Source organism: Sphingobium sp. Cam5-1, from assembly GCF_015693305.1.
Lineage (GTDB): Bacteria > Pseudomonadota > Alphaproteobacteria > Sphingomonadales > Sphingomonadaceae > Sphingobium.
On the sequence record NZ_CP065139.1, the window covers coordinates 928,630 to 948,878 of the forward strand.

General features: G+C 63.1%; 23 protein-coding genes. 12 read left to right on the forward strand and 11 right to left on the reverse strand.

The window, feature by feature from the left end; genetic code table 11:
• Positions 1–20 precede the first annotated feature (20 nt).
• The 11 genes from IZV00_RS18180 to IZV00_RS18230 are packed head-to-tail and all read right to left on the reverse strand — an operon-like array spanning position 21 to position 9,902.
• The gene (locus tag IZV00_RS18180) at positions 21–464 is read right to left on the reverse strand and encodes a nuclear transport factor 2 family protein (protein WP_196227002.1); all 444 of its coding nucleotides are present in this window, start codon (positions 462–464) and stop codon (positions 21–23) included.
• Complete coding sequence (locus tag IZV00_RS18185) at positions 461–1,111, reverse strand: gamma carbonic anhydrase family protein (RefSeq protein WP_196227003.1); 651 nt, start codon at positions 1,109–1,111, stop codon at positions 461–463. The genes IZV00_RS18180 and IZV00_RS18185 overlap by 4 nt, the downstream gene beginning before the upstream one ends.
• Before the next feature lie 19 nt (positions 1,112–1,130).
• Positions 1,131–2,282 (reverse strand): acetyl-CoA C-acetyltransferase, encoded by a 1,152-nt coding sequence (locus tag IZV00_RS18190; protein ID WP_196227524.1) that lies wholly within the window; start codon positions 2,280–2,282, stop codon positions 1,131–1,133.
• Entirely contained in the window at positions 2,275–3,306 is a 1,032-nt protein-coding gene (locus tag IZV00_RS18195; protein WP_196227004.1) for an acyl-CoA dehydrogenase family protein, read from the reverse strand. Before IZV00_RS18195 ends, IZV00_RS18190 begins: the two co-directional genes overlap by 8 nt.
• A gap of 12 nt (positions 3,307–3,318) precedes the next feature.
• Entirely contained in the window at positions 3,319–4,473 is a 1,155-nt protein-coding gene (locus IZV00_RS18200) for an acyl-CoA dehydrogenase (protein ID WP_196227005.1), read from the reverse strand.
• Positions 4,473–5,222, reverse strand: coding sequence for an enoyl-CoA hydratase family protein (locus tag IZV00_RS18205; RefSeq protein ID WP_196227006.1), 750 nt, complete (start codon positions 5,220–5,222; stop codon positions 4,473–4,475). The genes IZV00_RS18200 and IZV00_RS18205 overlap by 1 nt, the downstream gene beginning before the upstream one ends.
• Before the next feature lie 16 nt (positions 5,223–5,238).
• Positions 5,239–6,330: an NAD(P)H-dependent flavin oxidoreductase gene (locus tag IZV00_RS18210; RefSeq protein ID WP_230463420.1), complete on the reverse strand. Its 1,092-nt coding sequence runs from the start codon at positions 6,328–6,330 to the stop codon at positions 5,239–5,241.
• Positions 6,327–7,229, reverse strand: coding sequence for an enoyl-CoA hydratase (locus IZV00_RS18215; RefSeq protein WP_196227007.1), 903 nt, complete (start codon positions 7,227–7,229; stop codon positions 6,327–6,329). The genes IZV00_RS18210 and IZV00_RS18215 overlap by 4 nt, the downstream gene beginning before the upstream one ends.
• A gap of 1 nt (position 7,230) precedes the next feature.
• A complete protein-coding gene (locus IZV00_RS18220; RefSeq protein ID WP_196227008.1) occupies positions 7,231–8,028 on the reverse strand; it encodes a CoA-transferase subunit beta in 798 nt (265 codons plus the stop codon).
• Positions 8,029–8,039: 11 nt separating this feature from the next.
• Positions 8,040–8,939: a CoA transferase subunit A gene (locus IZV00_RS18225; protein ID WP_196227009.1), complete on the reverse strand. Its 900-nt coding sequence runs from the start codon at positions 8,937–8,939 to the stop codon at positions 8,040–8,042.
• 36 nt (positions 8,940–8,975) lie between these two features.
• The gene (locus tag IZV00_RS18230; protein WP_196227010.1) at positions 8,976–9,902 is read right to left on the reverse strand and encodes a VOC family protein; all 927 of its coding nucleotides are present in this window, start codon (positions 9,900–9,902) and stop codon (positions 8,976–8,978) included.
• Positions 9,903–10,192: 290 nt separating this feature from the next.
• Between IZV00_RS18230 and IZV00_RS18235 the strand changes: the two genes are divergently transcribed.
• From IZV00_RS18235 to IZV00_RS18290, 12 genes are all read left to right on the forward strand, one after another.
• Positions 10,193–11,413 carry an acyl-CoA dehydrogenase family protein gene (locus IZV00_RS18235; protein ID WP_230463421.1) on the forward strand — a complete coding sequence of 407 codons (1,221 nt, stop codon included), beginning with the start codon at positions 10,193–10,195 and terminating at the stop codon, positions 11,411–11,413.
• Positions 11,414–11,544: 131 nt separating this feature from the next.
• Positions 11,545–12,381, forward strand: coding sequence for an alpha/beta fold hydrolase (locus tag IZV00_RS18240; RefSeq protein WP_196227011.1), 837 nt, complete (start codon positions 11,545–11,547; stop codon positions 12,379–12,381).
• Complete coding sequence (locus IZV00_RS18245) at positions 12,374–12,889, forward strand: flavin reductase family protein (RefSeq protein WP_196227012.1); 516 nt, start codon at positions 12,374–12,376, stop codon at positions 12,887–12,889. The genes IZV00_RS18240 and IZV00_RS18245 overlap by 8 nt, the downstream gene beginning before the upstream one ends.
• A 71-nt stretch (positions 12,890–12,960) precedes the next feature.
• Positions 12,961–13,665: a fumarylacetoacetate hydrolase family protein gene (locus tag IZV00_RS18250; protein WP_230463483.1), complete on the forward strand. Its 705-nt coding sequence runs from the start codon at positions 12,961–12,963 to the stop codon at positions 13,663–13,665.
• A 52-nt stretch (positions 13,666–13,717) separates the two neighbouring features.
• A complete protein-coding gene (locus IZV00_RS18255; RefSeq protein WP_196227014.1) occupies positions 13,718–14,692 on the forward strand; it encodes an acetaldehyde dehydrogenase (acetylating) in 975 nt (324 codons plus the stop codon).
• Between the two features lie 3 nt (positions 14,693–14,695).
• A complete protein-coding gene (dmpG, locus tag IZV00_RS18260; protein WP_196227015.1) occupies positions 14,696–15,739 on the forward strand; it encodes a 4-hydroxy-2-oxovalerate aldolase in 1,044 nt (347 codons plus the stop codon).
• Positions 15,740–15,804: 65 nt separating this feature from the next.
• A complete protein-coding gene (locus IZV00_RS18265) occupies positions 15,805–16,614 on the forward strand; it encodes a sugar phosphate isomerase/epimerase family protein (protein WP_196227016.1) in 810 nt (269 codons plus the stop codon).
• Between the two features lie 46 nt (positions 16,615–16,660).
• The gene (locus IZV00_RS18270) at positions 16,661–17,617 is read left to right on the forward strand and encodes an alpha/beta hydrolase (protein ID WP_230463422.1); all 957 of its coding nucleotides are present in this window, start codon (positions 16,661–16,663) and stop codon (positions 17,615–17,617) included.
• Between the two features lie 109 nt (positions 17,618–17,726).
• Entirely contained in the window at positions 17,727–18,209 is a 483-nt protein-coding gene (locus tag IZV00_RS18275) for an Lrp/AsnC family transcriptional regulator (protein ID WP_196227017.1), read from the forward strand.
• Positions 18,206–18,697 carry an Lrp/AsnC family transcriptional regulator gene (locus IZV00_RS18280; protein ID WP_196227018.1) on the forward strand — a complete coding sequence of 164 codons (492 nt, stop codon included), beginning with the start codon at positions 18,206–18,208 and terminating at the stop codon, positions 18,695–18,697. The genes IZV00_RS18275 and IZV00_RS18280 overlap by 4 nt, the downstream gene beginning before the upstream one ends.
• A 75-nt stretch (positions 18,698–18,772) precedes the next feature.
• On the forward strand, positions 18,773–19,279 hold the full coding sequence (locus tag IZV00_RS18285) for a nuclear transport factor 2 family protein (protein ID WP_196227019.1): 507 nt from the start codon (positions 18,773–18,775) through the stop codon (positions 19,277–19,279).
• A gap of 103 nt (positions 19,280–19,382) precedes the next feature.
• Entirely contained in the window at positions 19,383–19,895 is a 513-nt protein-coding gene (locus IZV00_RS18290; RefSeq protein ID WP_230463423.1) for a DinB family protein, read from the forward strand.
• Positions 19,896–20,249: the final 354 nt, after the last annotated feature.

Consider the following 20,249-nt stretch of genomic DNA (forward strand, 5'->3'; position numbering starts at 1 on the left):
TCCTCAAAATGCCTTGCGCGTCATGGTGCGACCGGGATCAGCAGATGCTGGCTCACGTCGCCGATAAGATCGAGCAGCGAATAATCCCGCTGCGAAAAATGCCATGCGCCGTCGGTGCGGACGAAGGCGTCATGATAGCGGCCCGCGCAGATCGCCTGGAGCGGCAGGTCCGGGGTCGCCTGGAACACGGTGTAGTAGGAGCGGCAGCTTGCCGTGCCTGCATCCTCGTCCACCTCGACGATGGGATTGGTGATGACATGCTTGGTGCGCGGCGTGCCGCAGGGGTAGAGGCGCACATGGGCCTGCCAGAGCGCGAGCATCGGTGCTGACCCTTCGATCGTCTCGTCCCCGCCAGTCTTGATCCGGGCGCGTTCGAACAGGGCGGCGACGCCTTCAAGATCGCATTCGTCCATCAGTTCGGCATAGCGGTAGAGGAGGTTGGTGATGGCGGTGGCGCTGTTCATGGCTTGGCTTCCCGCTCCGCCGCCTGTTTCTCGCGATGCTGCGCGGTCTCGCCGGTCAGGCGCACGGCCACCGCTTCTGACTGGCTGCGCTGGCCAAGCCGCTCTGCGTTCGCCTCGCGCAGCGGCTGCGCTTCGACCAGCCCAGTCCGCGCGGCGCGGGCGAGCTTTTGATATTCCCCCTCGCCATTGTTGCGCCAGGTGACCTGGTGCGGCTCGAAGGTCTTGACCACCTTGGCCGGGTTGCCGACGACCAGGCTGCGCGGCGGGGTCACCGTGTCGGACTTGACAAGGGCAAGGGCGGCGACGAGATTTTCGTCACCAATGATGGCATTGTCGAGGATCACCGCGTTCATGCCGATCAGGGCATTTTCGCCGATCTCGCAGCCATGGATGATCGACCCATGGGCGATCGTCGCGCCGCGCTTGATCACCGTGTCGCGCAGCTGGTTGGCATGGACGGTGACGCTGTCCTGGATCGAGCTGTCGCCCTCCACCACGATCCGCCCGAAGTCGCCGCGCAGGGAGGCGCCCGGCGCGATGAAGCAGCCTGGCCCCACGATCACGTCGCCGATCAGCGACGCCAGCGGATGGACGTAGCTCGATGGATCGACGACGGGTGTGATCCCCTGATAGGCGTAGCAGGGCATGGGGCCGCGCGCTTTCCCGTTAGAGCCGCTCGATGATGGTGACGTTGGCCTGGCCGCCGCCTTCGCACATGGTCTGGAGGCCATAGCGGCCGCCGGTGCGTTCGAGCGCGCCCAGCAGCGTGGTCATCAGCCGCGCGCCGGTGGCGCCGATCGGATGGCCGAGCGCGATCGCGCCGCCCTGCACATTGACCTTTTCGTGCGGGATGGCGAGTTCCTTCATCCAGGCCATGGTGACGCTGGCGAACGCCTCATTGCATTCGAAAAGGTCGATGTCGGCAATGCTCATGCCCGCCTTCTTGAGCGCATATTGGGTGGCGGGGATGGGGCCGGTCAGCATCCATACCGGATTGGCGGCGCGGACCGAGAGGTGATGGATGCGCGCGCGGGGCGTGAGGCCATGGTCCTTCACCGCCCGCTCACTGGCGATGAGGAGGGCAGCGGCGGCGTCGCAATTCTGGCTGGCGACCCCTGCGGTGATGATGCCGCCTTCATTGACGGGCTTCAAGGACGCCAGGCCCTCCAGCGATGTAGTCGGACGGATGGTTTCGTCGCGGGTGAGGCCTTCGAGGGGGGCTACTTCATGATCGAACCAGCCATTGTCCCAGGCGGCCTGCGCGCGCTGGTGGGAGGCGAGGGCGAAGGCTTCCATCGCTTCACGGCTGATGCCCCATTTGTCGGCGATCATCTCGGCCGACCTGATCTGGTTGACCTCTTCCATGCCATAGCGCTCAACCCAGCCCTTCGACCCGTGGAACGGGCTGTCGAAACCATATTGCGCGCCCGCAATCATCGCCGCCATGATCGGGATCTGGTTCATTGCCTGGCTGCCGCCCGCGACGACCAGGTCCTGGGTGCCGCTCATCACGCCTTGGGCTGCGAAATGGACGGCCTGCTGCGAGGAACCGCACTGGCGGTCGACGGTGACGCCGGGGATTTCTTCAGGGAGGCCTGCGACCAGCCATGCGGTGCGGCCGATATCGCCCGCCTGGCCGCCGATCGTCTCGGTGCAGCCCCAGACCACGTCCTCGACACAGGACGGATCGATGCCGGTGCGCTTGACCAGTTCCTTGATCGGGTGCGCGCCAAGGTCGGCCGGGTGAACGGCGGCAAGGCTGCCCTTCTTGCGGCCAACGGGCGTACGGACGGCGTCGATGATATAGGCTTCAGGCATTTTCATGTTCCCGGGCAAAGGTCTGGTCCGGCCCCATGGGCTGGGTGAAGATGCGCGTGGCGATGCGCGCGCGGTGCTGGGCGGGCGTGCCCCATGTTTGCGTCAGCGCAAGGGCGCGCTTCAAGAACAGGTGGACGTCCACCTCCCAGCTATAGCCCATCGCGCCATGCACCTGGATCGAGGCGCGGGCGGCCTTGTCGGCCGCTTCCAGGGCCACGAGCTTGGCATGGCTGACGCGGGCGCGGGCTTGTACGTCACGCGCGCCGATCTCGGCGGCCGCCGCAGCGACCACGGGCTTGGCAAATTCGATGGCGACCTGGGCGGAGGCCAGGTGATGCTTGACCGCCTGATAGCTGCCGATGGGCTTGCCGAACTGCTGGCGTTCCTTGGCATAGTCGACGGCCAAGTCGACCGAGCGCTGGGCGAGGCCCAGGCCAAAGGCGGCGTTGAAGAGGGCCGCGCGGTCGAAGACGAGATTCCAGTCGGCCTTGCCGAGAGCCGTCGCCTTGTCCTTGTTCCACGCGACCGAGAAGAGACGGCGGAAGGGATCGATGCTCGGCTGCGCGGTCAGCGTCACCTGGTCGGGCGTGGCGAGATACGCCTCGCCATCGGCATGCAGGAGGATGCCGCCTGCGCTGTCGGCGTTCGCGACATAGAGGTTGGACGGATGCTGGATGGCGATGGTGGCGCCGGGGTCAGCGAGCAGTGGATGTTCGGGTGCCAACGCGGCGAGCATCGGCGCGGCAACGCCTGCGCTTTCAACCAGCGGTTCGGGCAGCGCGACATAGCCCGCCTCTTGCGCGATCAGGGCAAAGTCGATTTCGGCAAGCCCGATGCCGCCCGCGCTTTCGGGTAGCAGGACGAGCGTGAGGCCGGTCTCGACGATCGAGGCCCAGCGCGCATCGTCGCGTGCGACGCCCGCTTCCATCATACGGCGCCAATGATCGGGCGTGCAGCTGTCGGCAAACAGCGTCCGCGCCGTTTCGGCGAACATCAGCTGTTCGTCGCTGAGGGTGAAATCCATCTGTCTTCTCCCTTAGCGCGGCAGGCCGAGCATGCGCTCGGCAATGATGTTGCGCTGAATCTCGTTCGACCCGGCATAGATCGGCCCGGCGAGTGCGAAGATATAGTCCTCGATCCAGTCGACGGGGTTCGCGTCCGACGCCTCATGGGTGAGTTCGGCTTGCGGACCCAATATGGCGAGCGCGGTTTGCGTCAGGTGAATGTCCAATTCCGACCAGAAGATCTTGTTGGTGGACGCCTCCGGCCCGATCTTGGCGCCTGCCATCAGCCGCGAGGCGGTTTGGTAGATGTTGAGCGCATAGGCGTCGGCATTCATGTGCGCGCGCACGACATCGGCTTCGAGGGCCGGGTCGGCGCTTTCCTTGTTGGCGGTCCACAGCTCGGCCAGTTTCTTCGCTGCTACCTGATAGCGGGCGGGCGAGCGTAGCATGAGGCCGCGTTCAAAGCCTGCGGTCGCCATGCAGATGTGCCAGCCCTGGCCCTCGTCGCCGAGGCGATTGAAGGCGGGGACGCGGACATTTTCGAGGAAGATTTCGGCAAAACCGACATGGCCGTTGATCTTCTTGATCGCGTTCACCGTGACGCCGGGCGCATTCAAGGGGAAGAAGATGAGGCTAAGCCCCTTATGCCGCTCGGAGCCCGGCTCGCGGAACAGGCCGAACGCCCAGTCGGCGAACACCGCGCGGCTCGACCAGATCTTGTGGCCGTTGAGGATATAGTCGTCGCCCTCGCGGACGGCGGTGGCGCGCACGCCGGCAAGGTCGGAACCTGCCATCGGCTCGGACCAGGCCTGCGCCCAGATTTCCTCACCCGACGCCATTTTGGGCAGGAAGCGCTGCTTCTGCTCGTGCGTGCCGAATTCGATCAGCGTCGGCCCAAGCAGAAAGATGCCGTTCTGGTTGACGCGGCCCGGCGCGCCTGCGCGATAATATTCTTCCTCGAAGATCAGCCACTGGATAAGGTCGAGGCCGCGGCCGCCATATTCGCGGGGCCAGGTGACCATGCCCCAATCGCCGGATTTGAGCGTCTTTTCCCATTCCCGGTGCGCCTCGAACCCTTCGCGCGTCGCGTCGAAATGTTCGAGCGGATGCTCAGGCACATGGGCTTCAAGCCAGCTGCGCACTTCGGCGCGGAAGGCCTGCTGCTCTGGAGTATAGTTCAGGTCCATCAGAATTTCGCCGCGCCCTTGTTTTCCACGAAGGCGTCGCGCGCCTTCTGGCTGTCTTCATGCATGTACATTTCGAGGGTGAAGCCCTGTTCGATCCGGTAATGGGCCGAGGGGTCGGTGGGCTCGATGAGGTTCAAGGCCTGCTTGGCGATGACGAGCGCCGCGCGGCTCTTGGATGCGATCACCTCGCAAAAGGCGTAGGCCTCCTCTTTCAGCTTCTCGAGCGGCACGACCTTGTGGATCGAGCCATGGCGATGCGCGTCCTCGACCGGGATGCGGCCGCCGGTGAAGAAATTGGCGCGCACCATCTGGACGGGCAGCATGCGGCTCATGAAGGCAGCGCCGCCCATCGCGCCGCGATCGATCTCGGGCAGCGAGAAATAGGCGCCTTCCGCTGCAATCAGCGCGTCGCAGGCGCCCGCGATATTGACGCCGCCGCCGATGACGAAGCCGTGGAGCGCGCCGACCACGGGGATCGCGCATTCGCGGATCGCCTTGAAGGTGAGGTAATTATCCTTGTTGAGCTTTGCGATGCGCTCAGGGTGGGCGGCCATTTCCTTGATGTCGACGCCGCCGCAGAAACCACGGCCTTCGGCGCGGATCAGGATGACCTTCACATCCTCGTTCGCCGCTGCTTCGTACACCATGGCCGGGATCGATTCCCAGCCCTTGGTGTCAAAGGCGTTGACCGGCGGGTGGTCGAACAGGATTTCGGCGATGGCGCCGTTGATGCTGAGCGTGATCGGCATGGGTCTTCCTTCTTTCTCAGGCGGCGCTGGCGGTTTGCTGGCCCATCGCGGCAAGCGCGGCCAGGCGCTCGTGCGCTTCGGCGACGATACGATCGACAAGCTCCTGGCAGGTCGGGATTTCGCCGATCCGCCCGCCAACCACGCCGGTCGCCATCACGCCTTGTTCGATGTCGCCTTCGACCACTGCCTTCTGGATCAGCATCGGCATGGTTGCGGCCATCATCGCCTGTTTCAAGGGCATGGCGCCATGGGCGGTCATGCCGCGGGCGGACTTGATGAAGTCCATCCAGCTGGCGCCGGTCTGCTTCTTCATCGCCATGCCTGCTTCGATCGCGCGCAGCCACATGGCGAGCGGGCCGGACTTTTCGATCCGGTCCATGAGGCGGGTGCGGACCATCCGCTGGGGGATGCCGTCAAGCTTGGTGGTGACGACGATGCCGTCGGTCGTGGCTTTCAGATAAGCCGCCTTGGTCGTGTCGGGCACCGGGCTTTCTTTCGTCAGCAGGAAGCGGGTGCCCATGGCGATGCCGACCGCGCCATAAGCGAGGGCAGCTGCAAGGCCGCGCCCGTCGGCAAAGCCGCCGCTCGCGATCACCGGCACCTTGACGGCATCGAGTACCTGGGGAAGCAGCACGGTGGTGGGGACAGAGCCGGTATGGCCGCCGCCTTCGCCGCCCTGGACATTGACCATGTCGACGCCCAATTCGACCATCTTCTGCGCATGCTTGACCGCGCCGACGGTGGGGACGCAGAGGATCCCTGCATCCTTGAAGCGGCCGATCATCTTGGCATTGGGACCACGGCCGAAGCTGACAGCGCGCACCTGATCCTTGTTGGCAAGGATCAGCTCGACGATTTGGTCAGCGCCGGGCTGGAAGCTGTGGAAATTGACGCCAAAGGGCCGGTCGGTGCCCTGGCGCACGGCGAGGATCTTTTCGCGCGCTTCGTCCGGCGTCATGACCGCTGCGCCCAGAAAACCGAAGGCGCCTGCGTTGCTCGACCCGATGACGAGGCTGGGTTCCGCGACCCAGCCCATCGCGGTCTGGATGATCGGCCAGCGGCACCCCAACCGCTCGACAAGGATGGTGTGCAACGGATCGCCCATCATTCGCTCGCCTGTTTCTTATTGGCCTCTGCCATCTTCTTGGCGTCCAGCCCTGCGATCGAGCTGCCTTGCACAAGATCATTCTGGGCGTGGGCGAAATGGTGCATATGATATTGCGCCTCCATCGCGTTGCGCTTGCCCATCAGCTCCTCGACATGGTTGATCGCCTGCTTGGTGAGCCAGTTGCCAAGGCGCGGTTGCGCCACGAGCTTGGCCGCCATCGTCGCGACGGTTTCGCGCAACGCCTCGCGGGGCACGATCTTGTTGACCATGCCGAAGCTTTCGGCCCGCTGCGCGCTCATCCGCTCGCCCAAGAGCAGGAATTCCTTGGCGACGCGCGGAGGGAGTTCATAGGCGTGGGCGAAATATTCAACGCCAGGGATGCCCATGCGGTTGACCGGGTCCTGGAAGAAGGCGTCGTCGGTCGCGACGATCAAATCGCACACCCAGGCGAGCATGAGCCCGCCCGCGACACAGGCCCCCTGCACCATGGCGATGGTGGGCTTTGGCGCATCGCGCCAGCGCCGGCACATGCCGACATATTGCTCCTTCTCGCGGGTGTAGAGCAATTCTGCGGCAGGCTTGTTGACATGGCCCGGCACCATGAGGCGATTTTCGAAATGCTTGTGCACGTCGCGGCCGGGCGTACCGATGTCATGGCCCGCCGAGAAATGCTTGCCGTTGCCGCCCAGCACGATCGCGCGCACATCGTCATCGTTCACCGCGCGCACGAACGCGTCATCAAGCGCATAGGTCATCTGGCCGTTCTGGGCATTGTTGAAGCCCGGACGGTTCATCATGATCCACGCGACATGATCGATCACCTCATAGGTGACCGGCTCATCCGTTTCGTAAACAATGTCGACCTGCTGCGGTTCGACCAGGCGGTCGGTCTCGTTCATCTCAGGCTGCCCTTCTGTCTCCGGCCGGGTTGTCCTTGAACACGGTCGCCCGGACATTGTTGGGATCGATCCTGGCGATCAGCTCCAGCTGCTCTGCCGTCGGCGCAGGCGTCACCGGAATTTCGCCATCGACCTTTGCCAGCGGGAAGCCGGTATTGTCCTGCACTTCCTCGAAGGTGACGCCCGGATGCAGCGAGATCACGCGGATCTGGTGATCGGGGCCGCCAAAGTCCATCACGCAAAGATTGGTGATGATGCGGCGCAGGTCCAGGCCCTTAGGCGGCTGCCCATTGCGGTAACGCGCCGGGTTGTAGCCTGCCATGCAGACGAAATCGACTTCGCCTTCCACGAACGCGCGCTTGTTGTGGCTTGCAAAGAAGAAGCTGTTTGGATGGCTGATCGAGTTGCCCGGAAAACCGCGCGCGCCGAGCATCGCCGCCTTGGGCTTCTTGTGGTCGCCGATCACCGAGATGTTCGCCTGGCCGAAGCGGTCGATCTGCACCGGGCCGACCAGCGCATGGCGGCGGCCGCTCCACAGGGCGGAGAAGACGCGGTCATAATTGGCGATGCCTTCAAACTCAGGCTCGGCGGTGCGCTTGCCAGGGCCGACGGGCTCGCTGGTGTACCAGCATTCGCCATCGGTGGTCTGGATCGCGGGCGCGAAGGAAAGCTTGGCAAGGCCTGCGCCGATGCGGGGGAGGGGGCCGATGCCGGTCGCCATCACCTCGCCATTGTCGCGCCAGACTTCGGCGCAGGCGGCGATGACGAGTTCGGCGAGCGAATAGCTGTTCTGGGTCATGTCGGTCTCGCTCAGTAAATGGGGACGGGGAGCTGCTTGACGGCGTCCGCGCCGCCGATCGCTGCCTGATAGTCGGCTTCGGACACGTCGATATATTTCGCCTTATACTCGGCCCAGGCTTCGGGTGAGGCGGCGCTTTCGACATAGGTCTTGATGTGCTTGAGATCGAGCTGATAGTCCGGGTCAGCGCTTGAGGGGTGCGCGCCCAAGGGCGCTTCTGCAACGCCGGTGATCATCGCGCGCTCGACGAGGTTGTAGCGGCTGTTGGCCTTCATATCGAGCTGTGCCGTCGGCACGATCTTCTCGACCGTCACATAGCTTTTCTTCGCCGCGCGCACGAGCAGTTCGTCGAACAGCGCGTCCTTGCTCAGCGTCAGCAGGTTGCCGCGCTCGTCGGAACGGTGGGCGTGGATGAGCGCGATGTCGGGCACCAGCGCGGGCATGGCGACGAATTCCTCGCCATCTTCATAGGGGCTTTTGACAAATTTGAAGTCGAAGCCCGATTGCGTGATGATGTCGGTGCCGATGCCGACGCGGGTGGGGAGGAAGGGCAGCTTCATCGCGCCGGCGCGCAGGCCCCAATGATACATGCCCTCGTCAAGCTCCAGCACCTCGAAGCTGCCTGCCTGGCGGGCGTTGCGAAAATGCGGTTCGAGCGGATAATGGTCAAGGCTGGCAAAGGCGAAGACCAGCTTTTTGATCTTGCCGGTGGCGGCGAGCAGGCCGATGTCCATGCCGCCATAGCCCGCCATGACGGTCAGGTCCTTGAGGCTTGACCGGGCGATGGCGCGAATGAGCGCCATGGGCTTGCGGCGCGTTGCCCATCCGCCGATGCCGATGGTCATCCCGTCGGAAATCTGGTCGACGATGTCGTCGACGCTCATGCGCTTGTCGAGCATTATGTCAGTCATCCTTTTGCGTCACTCTTGGCAAGGCAAGCCCTGCGATTAGTCCTGCTCGTGGGCCCATTTATGGCCCCAGTCGCTGACCGAAAGGCTGGTGGTGGGAACCCATGTGTCCGGGTCTATGATGAGGCCGTTCCAGCCATATTCAATGTCGAAGCCGCCCGGTGTCTGCATGTAAAAGCTGGTCATCTTGTCATTGACATGACGGCCAAGCGTTGCCGAGAGCGGCACCTTGCCCTTGCTCTTCAAGACCCGGTCATAGGCGCGGCCGACATCCTCTAAAGAGCCGACCTCCAGCATCATGTGGACAGCGCCATTGGGGCTTTCAGGCAGCTGGCCAAGCGCCAGGCTGTGGTGGCGCGGGTTGCAGTGGAGGAAGGCAAAGCCCACGCCCGGATCATCCTCGCCCCCGCCCATCATGTAGAAGCGGCCAAGGTCGGTGTCGCCAAAGCCCATGACTTGCCTGTAGAAGGCGTGGGTCTCGTCGAAATTGGGGGCGGTCAGCACGACATGGCCCATCCCCATGTCGCCGTCCGCGCCCTTGGGGCTGCCGGTCACGAAGCGGCTGACGCCCACAGGCGAGACGAAGGGGACATAGTCGACGAAGCGGCCGTAGAAGATTTCCATGGGATTGCCCGCAGGGTCCGATGAACGGGCGAGTTCATAGACCTGACGGCCACGCGCCTCCATGACGCCGGCCCGTTCCACAGGACGGCCCGCTGCCTCAAGGCCAGCCAGCACCGATTCGAAGGCTTCGCGATTCGCGCATTCCCAGCCTGGCGCGACGAACCGGTCCTGTTCGCCTTTTTGCACCCGCAGGCGCCAGGGCCGGTCGTCCATGCGAAAGAGCGCCGCGTCCTCGTCCGGCGAGGAGGCTTCCATCAGCCCCGCGATGTTGCAGGCGAAGTCCCGCCAGGCCCCAAGGTCCCGTGCTTCGATCACCACATAGCCCAGCGCTGTCACTGCCATTTCCGCCGCCTCGCCCTTATCTGTGCCTGCCTGCCGCCATAGCCTTTGCGGAGCGTTTCAAAATGGCCTTCCCCATACGCAAATGGCAAGCGCTCAAGCCTTGGCATCCGCGCTTGGCGAGGGGCCATCAAGCACGCTCAACGAGCTTATGGCAATTCGTTCCCGATCCGCCTATAAGCAACGGCCCAAATGCGCAAGCCCTGTTTGCCTTGACAGTTTGCGTAATAGCAGTTTACATAAACTACGCATATAGCAAATTTGAAGAAGAGTCGCCTACAATGGAGAAGATCATGACCGGGGCAGTAGCAAGCCGACCCATTGACGAGGCGAATGCCGGGATACCTTCACCCGAAAGTCTGATCGCCTGCGCCCGGGCCATGATCCCGACGCTGCGGGAACGCGCGCGCGCCTGCACCATCGCCCATGACGTGCCGAAAGAAACCGTCGCCGAGATGAAGGCGGCCGGCTTCTTCCGCGTGCTCCAGCCCAAGCGCTATGGCGGCTATGAGATGCACCCCAATGTCTTCTTCGAAATCCAGAAGGCGCTCGCCGAAGGCTGCATGTCGACAGGCTGGATCTACGGCGTGCTTGGTTGCCACCCTTATGAGCTCGCCCTCTTCCATGACGAGGCGCAGAAGGAAGTGTGGGGCGATGATCCCGACATGCTCGTTTCCTCCACCTATCAGCCGGTCGGCAAGGTGGAAAAGGCAGAAGGCGGCTTCTACCTTTCGGGCCGCTGGGGCTTCTCGTCGGGCTCCTCCCATTGCGGTTGGGTGCTCTTGGGTGCGATCAATTTCGACACCGATGGCGGCCCGCCCGACATGCGCACCTTCCTCTTGCCGCGCTCGGACTATCAGGTGATCGAAGGCACCTGGGATACGTTCGGCCTCCAGGGCACCGGCAGCTTCGACATCGTGGTCGAGCGCGTCTTTGTGCCCGAACATCGCACCCACAAGGCGAGCGACGGCTTTGCCGGGACGAATCCGGGCCAGGAAACCAATACCGCGCCGCTCTACCGCATCCCCTGGGCGCAGCTCTTCATCCGCTCGGTCTCCAGCGCCGCCTTTGGCGGCATCCGTGCCGCAACCTCGGCCGCGATGGAGATCATGGCAAGCCGGGTCTCGACCAACACCGGCAAGGCCGCCAAGGCCGACCCCCATCTCCACGCCGCCATCGCCCGCGCGATCGCGGAAACGGGCGAGATGGAACTGACGCACAGGACCACGTTCAACGAACTGATGGACTATGCGACACGCAATGAGCCCATTCCGATGGAAAAGCGCGCGCTCTATGCCTATCAATCCGCCAATGTCGTGCGCCGCATGGCCGACCTTGCCGACGACATGGTCAAGCTCATGGGCGGCCGGGCGATCTACATGACAAGCCCGATCCTCCAGCCCTGGCTCGACCTCCACGCCGCGCGCGCCCATGTCGCCAACGATCCGGCCAACCGCACCAGCGACGTCATCGGCACGATGAACGGCGAACCGCCCGCCTTCACCTTTATCTAGCGTCTTGCGCTGGAGCGCGCGCCGCGCGCTCCAGCCTTGCCGTCACGTTCAGCGGGACTGGAAAACCAGCTCCCCCTCAGGCAAGACCCAGGGCCAAGCTTTTCGCACGATGCCCCAAAGGAACGATCCCCATGGCCAGTGAAGTGACCCGCAAGAGCTACAGCGTCGCGGGTGGATATGAGATTTCGATCGCGGAAATCGCAGGGGCGCAGGCAAACGCCCCCGCCGTCATCTTCATCCACGGCAGTGGTCCTGGCGCATCGGGCGCGTCCAACTTCCGCAACAATGCGCAAGATTTTGCCGACGCGGGCTACCGCGTCATCCTGCCTGACCTTATCGGCTATGGCGCTTCCTCCAAGCCCGAGACCGACTATCCGCTCGAGCTGTTTACCGAGACTTTGCTCGATGCGCTGAAGCAACATGGCGTCACCTCCGGCCATCTCATCGGCAATTCGCTGGGCGGCGGCATCGCCCTCCAGATCGCGCTCGATCATCCGCAATTCACCATCGGCAAGCTTGTCCTGATGGCGCCCGGCTGCGTCGCGGAACAGGCGAGCTATTTCACCATGCCCGGCATCGCCAAGATGCGCTCGGGCTTTGGCAGCCCGGAATTCAACATTGAGGAACAGCGCCGTCTGATCGGCAACCTCATGCACCCCTCGTCGGCGCATCATGTGACCGACGCGCTGGTCGAGGAACGCTTTGCCGTCGCGCGCACCCAGCCCAAGGATGTGCTCGCCCGCGTCAAGACCCCCGACCTTGGGCCGCGTCTTGGCGAGGTGAAGCAACCCATCTTCGTGCTCTGGGGCCTCAATGACGAATTCTGCCCCGAAAGCCACGCGCGGCTCTTCCTCGACGCCTGCCCTGACGTGCGCTGCCTTACCTTCTCGCAGACCGGCCATTGGGTGCAGGTCGAGCGGGCGCAGGAGTTCAACCGCTACTCACTGGACTTCCTGAAGAATGGCTGACGCCCTCCCTGCGCAATCCGTGCCTGTTCCAGAGCCTATCGACGTCACCACTGGCCTCAAGGGCGCGATGCGCCGCCTGCCCTCGGGCGTGGCGATCGTCACCGCGCTTGGGGAAGGCAAGGCGCCCGTCGGCATGGCGGCGACCTCGATCACCTCGCTTACCATGGACCCGCCCGCCGTCCTCGTCTGCGTCAACCAGACGGCCGGCATCCACGCCCATCTCTCGCCCGGCTGCCCGATCAGCATCAACCTCCTCTCGCGCCACCAGCGCGAAGTGTCGGCAGCGTTCGGCGGCGCTGTGGCCCGCGAGGCCCGCTTTGGCGTTGGTAGCTGGACCGCTGACGCCCATGGCCTCCCCATCCTCGATGAAGCGCAGGCCAACCTTAGCTGCACGGTCGAGAGCATGACCCCCTTTGGCACCCACAGCATCGTCATCGCCCGGGTCAAGGCGGTGCGCCTGTCCGACGCGGTCGATCCCCTCATCTTCCAGGACGGAGCCTATCTGTGAGCGATCTGAACAACCGGCTTGCAGACGAGCTCTACCAGGCGCTGCGCGAGGGGCGCACCGTGCCGCCGCTGATGGCGCGGCACCCTGAGCTTACCATCGATGATGCCTATGCGATCTCGCTGGGCGCGCTCGAACGGCGCAAGGCGGACGGCGAGCGCGTCATCGGCAAGAAGATCGGCGTCACCTCAAAAGCCGTGCAGGACATGCTGGGCGTCCACCAGCCCGACTTCGGGTTCCTTACCGACCGCATGTTTATCGAGGGCGACATCGATGTGGCGGCAAACGGCCTCATCGCGCCGCGCGCCGAGGCCGAGATCGGCTTCATCCTCAAAGACAGCCTCAAGGGGCCGGGGGTGACGGCGCAGGACGTGATCGCCGCCACCGACAGAATCGTCCCCTGTTTCGAGATCGTCGACAGCCGCATCCAGGACTGGAAGATCGGCATCGTCGATACCGTCGCCGACAATGCGTCCTGCGGCGTCTATGTGCTGGGCGAGGCGCGTGTCGACCCCAGGGCGCACGATCTTCCCAATCTCCATGTCACCGTCACCAAGAACGGGCAGCCGCTCAGCGAAGGCTATGGCCATGCGGTGCAGGGATCGCCCGCGCAGGCGGTCGCCTGGCTCGCCAATACGCTCGGCGCCTATGGGGTAACGCTTGATGCTGGGGATGTGATATTGTCAGGCAGCCTGGTGCCGCTCGAACCGGCACAGGCAGGCGACGTGTTTAAGATGCAGCTCCACGGGGTTGGCAGCTGCACCGCGCGCTTTATCTGAAAGATTTGAATGTGGCGCATCGCTTGGACGCGATCGCCGTGAGGAGTGAAGAATGACGGGCAAGGTCAAGGCGGCGATCATCGGGTCGGGCAATATCGGCACCGACCTCATGATCAAGATGATCAAATATCCCCAGAATATGGAACTGGTCGCGGTCGTGGGCATCGACGAGAAGTCCGAAGGCCTCGCCATGGCGCGCGAGCGCGGCGTCGCCACCACCCATGAGGGTTTAGAAGGTCTCATGAAGATGGACGTCTATCCCGAAATCGGCATCGTGTTCGACGCGACCAGCGCTTACGCCCACAAGGTGCATGACGAGGCGCTGCGCAAGGACGGCAAGCAGGTGGTCGACCTCACCCCCGCCGCGATCGGCCCCTACACCATCCCGACGGTCAATGGCGAAGCCAATCTCGACGCTGGCAATGTCAACATGGTGACCTGTGGCGGCCAGGCGACGATCCCGATGGTCGCCGCCGTTTCGCAAGTGGCGACCGTCCATTATGCCGAGATCGTGGCCTCGGTCTCCTCGCGTTCGGCAGGTCCCGGCACCCGCGCAAACATCGACGAGTTCACCCGTACCACCGCAGGCGCCATCGAAAAGGTCGGCGGCGCGGCGCAGGGCAAGGCGATCATCATCTTGAACCCCGCCGAACCGCCGATGATCATGCGCGACACCGTGTTCACCCTGTCGGAAGGCGCCGACGAGGACACCATCCGCGCCTCGGTCGAAGCCATGGTGAAGAAGGTCCAGGCCTATGTGCCGGGCTATCGCCTCAAGCAAGAGGTGCAGTTCGAGCGCTTCGGCGACAATAACAAGCTCACGATTCCTGGCCGCGGCGAGTTCACCGGCATCAAGACCATGATCCTGCTCGAGGTCGAAGGGGCGGGCGATTATCTCCCCAGCTATTCGGGCAATCTCGACATCATGACCGCCGCCGCCAAGGCGACCGGCGAGCTGCTCGCGCAGCGCATCGCACAAGGAAAGACGGTGGCGGCCACCGGCTCGCTTGCCGAGACGGAGAATTAAGACATGACCAGCACATTCAACGTCGAAGCGGGCGACAAGCTCTACATCCAGGACGTGACCCTGCGCGATGGCATGCACGCCATCCGCCACATGTATGGCATCGATCATGTGAAATCGATCGCCAAGGCATTGGACGATGCCGGCGTCGATGCGATCGAGGTCGCCCATGGCGATGGCCTCAACGGCGCGAGCTTCAACTATGGATTTGGCGCGCATACCGATTGGGAATGGCTCGAAGCCGTCGCTTCGGTGCTGACCAAATCGGTGCTCACCACCCTCATCCTGCCGGGCGTCGGCACGGTCGAGGAACTGCGGCGCGCCTATGACATCGGCGTGCGGTCGGTGCGGGTTGCCACCCATTGCACCGAGGCGGACGTCTCCAAGCAGCATATCGGCATCGCCCGCGACCTTGGCATGGACGTCTCAGGCTTCCTGATGATGAGCCATATGATCGATGCGGAGAAGCTGGCTGAACAGGCCCTGCTGATGGAAAGCTATGGCGCGCAGTGCGTCTATGTGACCGACAGCGGCGGCGCGCTCGACATGGATGGGGTCAAGGCCCGGCTCGAAGCCTATGACCGGGTCCTGAAACCCGAAACCCAGCGCGGCATCCACGCCCACCACAACCTCTCGCTCGGCGTCGCCAACTCGATCGTCGCAGCCCAGTGCGGCGCGGTGCGCATCGACGCATCGCTGACCGGCATGGGTGCGGGTGCGGGCAATGCGCCTCTCGAAGTGTTCATCGCCGCTGCCGACCGCAAGGGCTGGAACCATGGCTGCGATGTCAACGCGCTGATGGACGCGGCTGAGGACCTCGTCCGTCCGCTGCAGGACCGCCCGGTCCGGGTCGACCGCGAAACCCTGGCGCTTGGCTATGCCGGGGTCTATTCCTCGTTCCTGCGCCATGCCGAAAAGGCCGCCGAAACCTACGGCCTCGACACCCGCACCATCCTCGTCGAGCTCGGCCGTCGCAAGATGGTTGGCGGGCAGGAAGACATGATCGTCGATGTCGCATTGGATATGGTCAAGGCGCGCCAAACGGCCTGATCAGCCGCCGGGCGCGGCTTGTCCGCGCCCGGCACGGCTCACACGCCATGCAAGGAGGAGAGGATATGGCCGAAAGACGCCTGTCGCTCGACCATATCACCGTCACCGACACCACCCCCTGGCAGCTCGCGCAAATCGCCGCAGAGGTCGGCTGCCAGGGCATCTGCCCGTTCCTCCATTCCATGGAGGTGCTGCCCGCCATGCCCGCCTATGACCTGGTGCGCGACCCCCAGGCGCTGCGCCAGACCCGCGACGCGCTCGCCGCCACCGGGATCACGGTCGACCTCATCTACCCCTTCACCATGGCAGGGCGCACCAATCCCGCTGACTTCATCCCCGCGCTCGAGGCAGGCGCCGCGCTCGGCGCGCCGCTTGCCAATGTGCTCTGCTACGATCGCGATCCCATCCGCCGTACCGAAAGGCTCATTGAACTCGCCGAACTTGCCGCCCCGTTCAACATCGCCCTCGCTATCGAATTTTATCCCCCCTCCCAGGTCCAAAGCCTAAGCGCCGCCCTCGAGGAAATAGCCCGCTCCGGCCGATCCGACATCAAGGTCACAGCAGACCTCCTCCACATCATGCGCGGACCCGAACCCGACACCAGCTTCCCCCTCCTTGCCCACCCCGCCGTCGCCATCGCCCAGATAGCCGACGGCCCCCCAACCATCGATCCCAGCGAACTCGAACGCGAAGCCGGCATCCAGCGCCAACTCCCCGGACAAGGCACGTTCAATATCCCAGCGTTCCTCCACGCCCTCAATCCCAGCACACCAATCAGCGTCGAAATACCCCAGCAAGACGCCATCGACCAAGGCATCAACGCCAACCAGCGGGCAAAGTGGGCGGTGGATTGCGTGAAGGAAGTGGTGAATTGAACAAACTCAAAAACACAAAATAGGAAAAATAGGAAAATAGGAGAGTATGATGCGTGACCTGATCGACCCGTCCTTGTTGCCCGGGCTCGATTTCATGCCTTCGTTCGAGATCACGGCAGAAAGCGTGCCTGCGATACGCGAGGGCATGGAGCAGATGACGGCGATGGCGCCCGAGCCGCAGGATAGTGGTGTTGAATGGCGGGAGGAGCGGATCACGGCGCCCGATGGGCATGAGCTGCTGGTCAGGGTTTATCGTCCGGCCGATGCGCAAGGGGCGCTTCCCGCGATCCTGCATATTCATGGCGGCGGCTATGTGATGGGGTCGGTGCGCACCAATCACCTTTCCAACATAGAGCTTGCGCTTTCCGCTTCGGCCCTCATCGTTTCGGTTGATTACCGCCTTGCGCCGGAGACGGTAGCGCCGGGTTCGGTTGAGGATTGTTACGCGGCGCTGCAATGGCTGCATGACGGCGCGGCGCAGCTGGGCGTCGATCCCAAGAGGATCGCCATTCGCGGCGAAAGCGCGGGCGGCGGGTTGGCCGCGGCGCTGGCGTTGCTGGCACGTGACCGGGGTGGCCCGGCGATCGCGCACCAGAACCTGATCTATCCGATGCTGGACGACCGCACCTGCATCACCCGCCAGCCCGAACATCTGGGCGCATTTGTCTGGACGCCGCAGGCCAACGCCTTTGGCTGGCGATCCCTGCTGGGTAAGGAGCCAGGATCGGCGGACATATCGCCCTACGCGGCCCCCGCGCGGGCGGAGAGCCTGGCTGGCCTGCCGCCCGCCTTCATCTGCGTGGGCGCGCTCGATCTCTTTCTGGTCGAGGACATGGATTATGCCCGGCGGCTGATCGAAGCAGGCGTTGCGGCAGAACTGCACGTCTATCCGGGGGCCTATCATGGTTTTGACGTGACGCCCGACGCCGCGCCAGTCCGCCAGATGAAGCGCGACGCGGTCGCGGCCCTTCGCAAGGCGCTGCATCCCGCCGAAACACGGTAGGATGAGCGGCAGATAGCCTAAGCAAATTGCGGCGGCATCAGCTTTGACACTGGTGCTGCCCGCAAGTGCGCGCTATTAAACCGGCTACATTTTTGAAGGCGGGGCAAGAATGCAGATCAGAAGCGGGCGGAAAACGACGCCGCCATCGCTGGATACTCTCGATACGAATATCATAGAGATACTCCGGACCAACGGCCGCGCAACCAATCAGGAAATTGCAGAACGGCTGTCCGTTACCGCCGCCACCGTTTCAGCCCGGCTGCAAAAGATGGACGACGGGAAAGCGATGCGCGTCGTTGCCGTCACCGATTTTGCGGCCCATGGCTATAATGTGATCATCGCCCTGGGCGTGAAGGTCCAGGGCCGCAATGTTCAGGAGGTCGGTCGTGATCTGGCCGATCTTCCCGAAGTGCTGAGCGTCAATGTCATGAGCGGCGACCATGATGTGGAATTGCTCGTCGCGCTAAGGGATTTTGGCGAGGTGCAGGAGATGTTGTTCGAGCATATCGCCAGCGTGGACGGGGTCGTTCACATCACATCAGGGGTAGCGGTGGATATCGTGAAATATGAATTCAACGTGGTGCCGCTGTGACCGGGAAGGCCGATTGGGCACGCCTGGACAAGCTGGACCAGGGGATCGTCGAAAAGCTCGCCCGTGACGCGCGCATTTCCAACCGCGCCATCGCCGCCGAACTGGGCGTGACGGAGGGCACCATTCGCACACGCGTCAAGCGGTTGCAGAATGAAGGGCTGATCCAGTTCACCGTCGTCACCGATTTCCGCATGGCGGGATCGCCCAACCTTTGCATGATGGGGATCGATGCCGATCCATCCCATGTGTCGGAATTGGCGCGCCGCCTATCCGACATTCCGGAAATCACCTGCGTTATCGTTCTGCTGGGCCGTTACAGCCTGTTGGCGATGGGGCTGTTCACCAATATCGAGCAATTGAACGATCTGGTGACGGAACGCATTCGGCCGATGCCGGGCGTCCAGCGGGTGGAAACGTCGGTATCGGTCCATAATCTGAAATATGAGGCTGGCATCGCAAAGATTACGCGGGAAGCCGTCGAAGACTAAAAAGCAGGCGGGGACGGTCGATCTGTCCAGCCACGGAAAAAAGAGGGGGGAGGTTCAACCCCTGAGGAGAGTATCATGTCGATCAATCTGGAAGAGCTTGCCGCCCGCGTGACGGCATTGGAGGATGTCAACGCCATCCGTCAGTTGAAGGCGCGCTACCTGCGTGCTTGCGACCTGAAGCTGGTGGACGAATTGCGTGAGACGTTTCTGCCGCAGGGCATAAGGCTGGATTATCAGAATTTCCCGCTATTCACGGATCGCGACGAGTTCATCGCCATTTTCCAGAAAATGGCGATGGCAGGCGGCGTTTATGACATTCACCATGCGACCAATGCGGATATTGAATTGGTGAGCGCGGATGAAGCGCGGGGGCTGTGGTCGCTCAATTTCCGGACGATCATCCTTGCCACCCGATCCGTGACCCGGCTCGCGGTGGAATATCAGGATGTTTACCGCAAGCAGGACGGGCGCTGGTGGATCGCGGAGTCGGTGAGCCGCGTTACTTCCGTGCTGACGGAGGAGATTGGCGAAGATGGCACGCCGCGTTACCTGGCCTGGGGTGAGATGCCCGCTGCGGCTTGAGTTCGAGAGGGCAGGGGCGCGATTGTTGCTCCTGCCCTCCATTTGAGGACTAGCTGGCACTTCCGAACTGGAGAATTGCAGCTTCCGGCAAATTGGGGATTGTATGGCCGCCTCTGCCAAAATGCAGCTCATGCAGATGGCGCGCTATCATGGTTGGGCGACTGAACGCCTTTTGAAGGCCGTGGCGTCGATACCCGACGAACCTTACCATAATTCATGCGGCCTCTTTTTCGGATCGATCCACGGAACGCTCAATCACCTGCTGCTGACAGACAGCGAGATTTGGTATCCGAGATTTACGCAGGCGCCGACAACGGCCCTTTCCCTTGATGCAGAGTTGGAGAGCAATCGCGCGCTACTCGCGTCCCGCTTGATCGCGGCAACGGCCCGCTGGCGCGGCTATGTCGATAATCTGGACGAGGCCGCATTGGCTGACGATCTTCGCTATATAATGACGACGGGGCAGGCTCGCGCGCTTCCCATGCCAAGCGCGCTGCTCCATGTCTTCAATCACGCCACGCATCACAGAGGCCAAATTACCGCCGCGATGTCCATGCTGGGCTTCCAGTATGAACCGCTTGATCTGCCCTTCCTGATATTTTCCGAACAGGTGTAGATAGCGCCGTTATAGTAAGGCTTTAGCGGGAGGCGCTATCTCTGCGGCTCCGCGTCTCCGCGTGAACCAGGAAATAGAGATATTTCGCGCAGAGGCGCAGAGGCCGCAGAGAGAAATTCGCTCGGCGTCCTTTGCGCCTCTGCGCGAAACTGAGAAAGATGCAATAAAGCCATTGGCTATCGCCGCTTTGGACCGACGAGCTTGGCGTCCCTAGAGCATCGCGCCTTTAATCTGGATCATTCAACCCCGTTCGGGCTGAGCTTGTCGAAGCCCTTCGCTTTAAAAAAAGGAAGAAAGGCCCTTCGACAAGCTCAGGGCGAACGGTAACAGAAGACGATTCTGATTTAAGGCGCG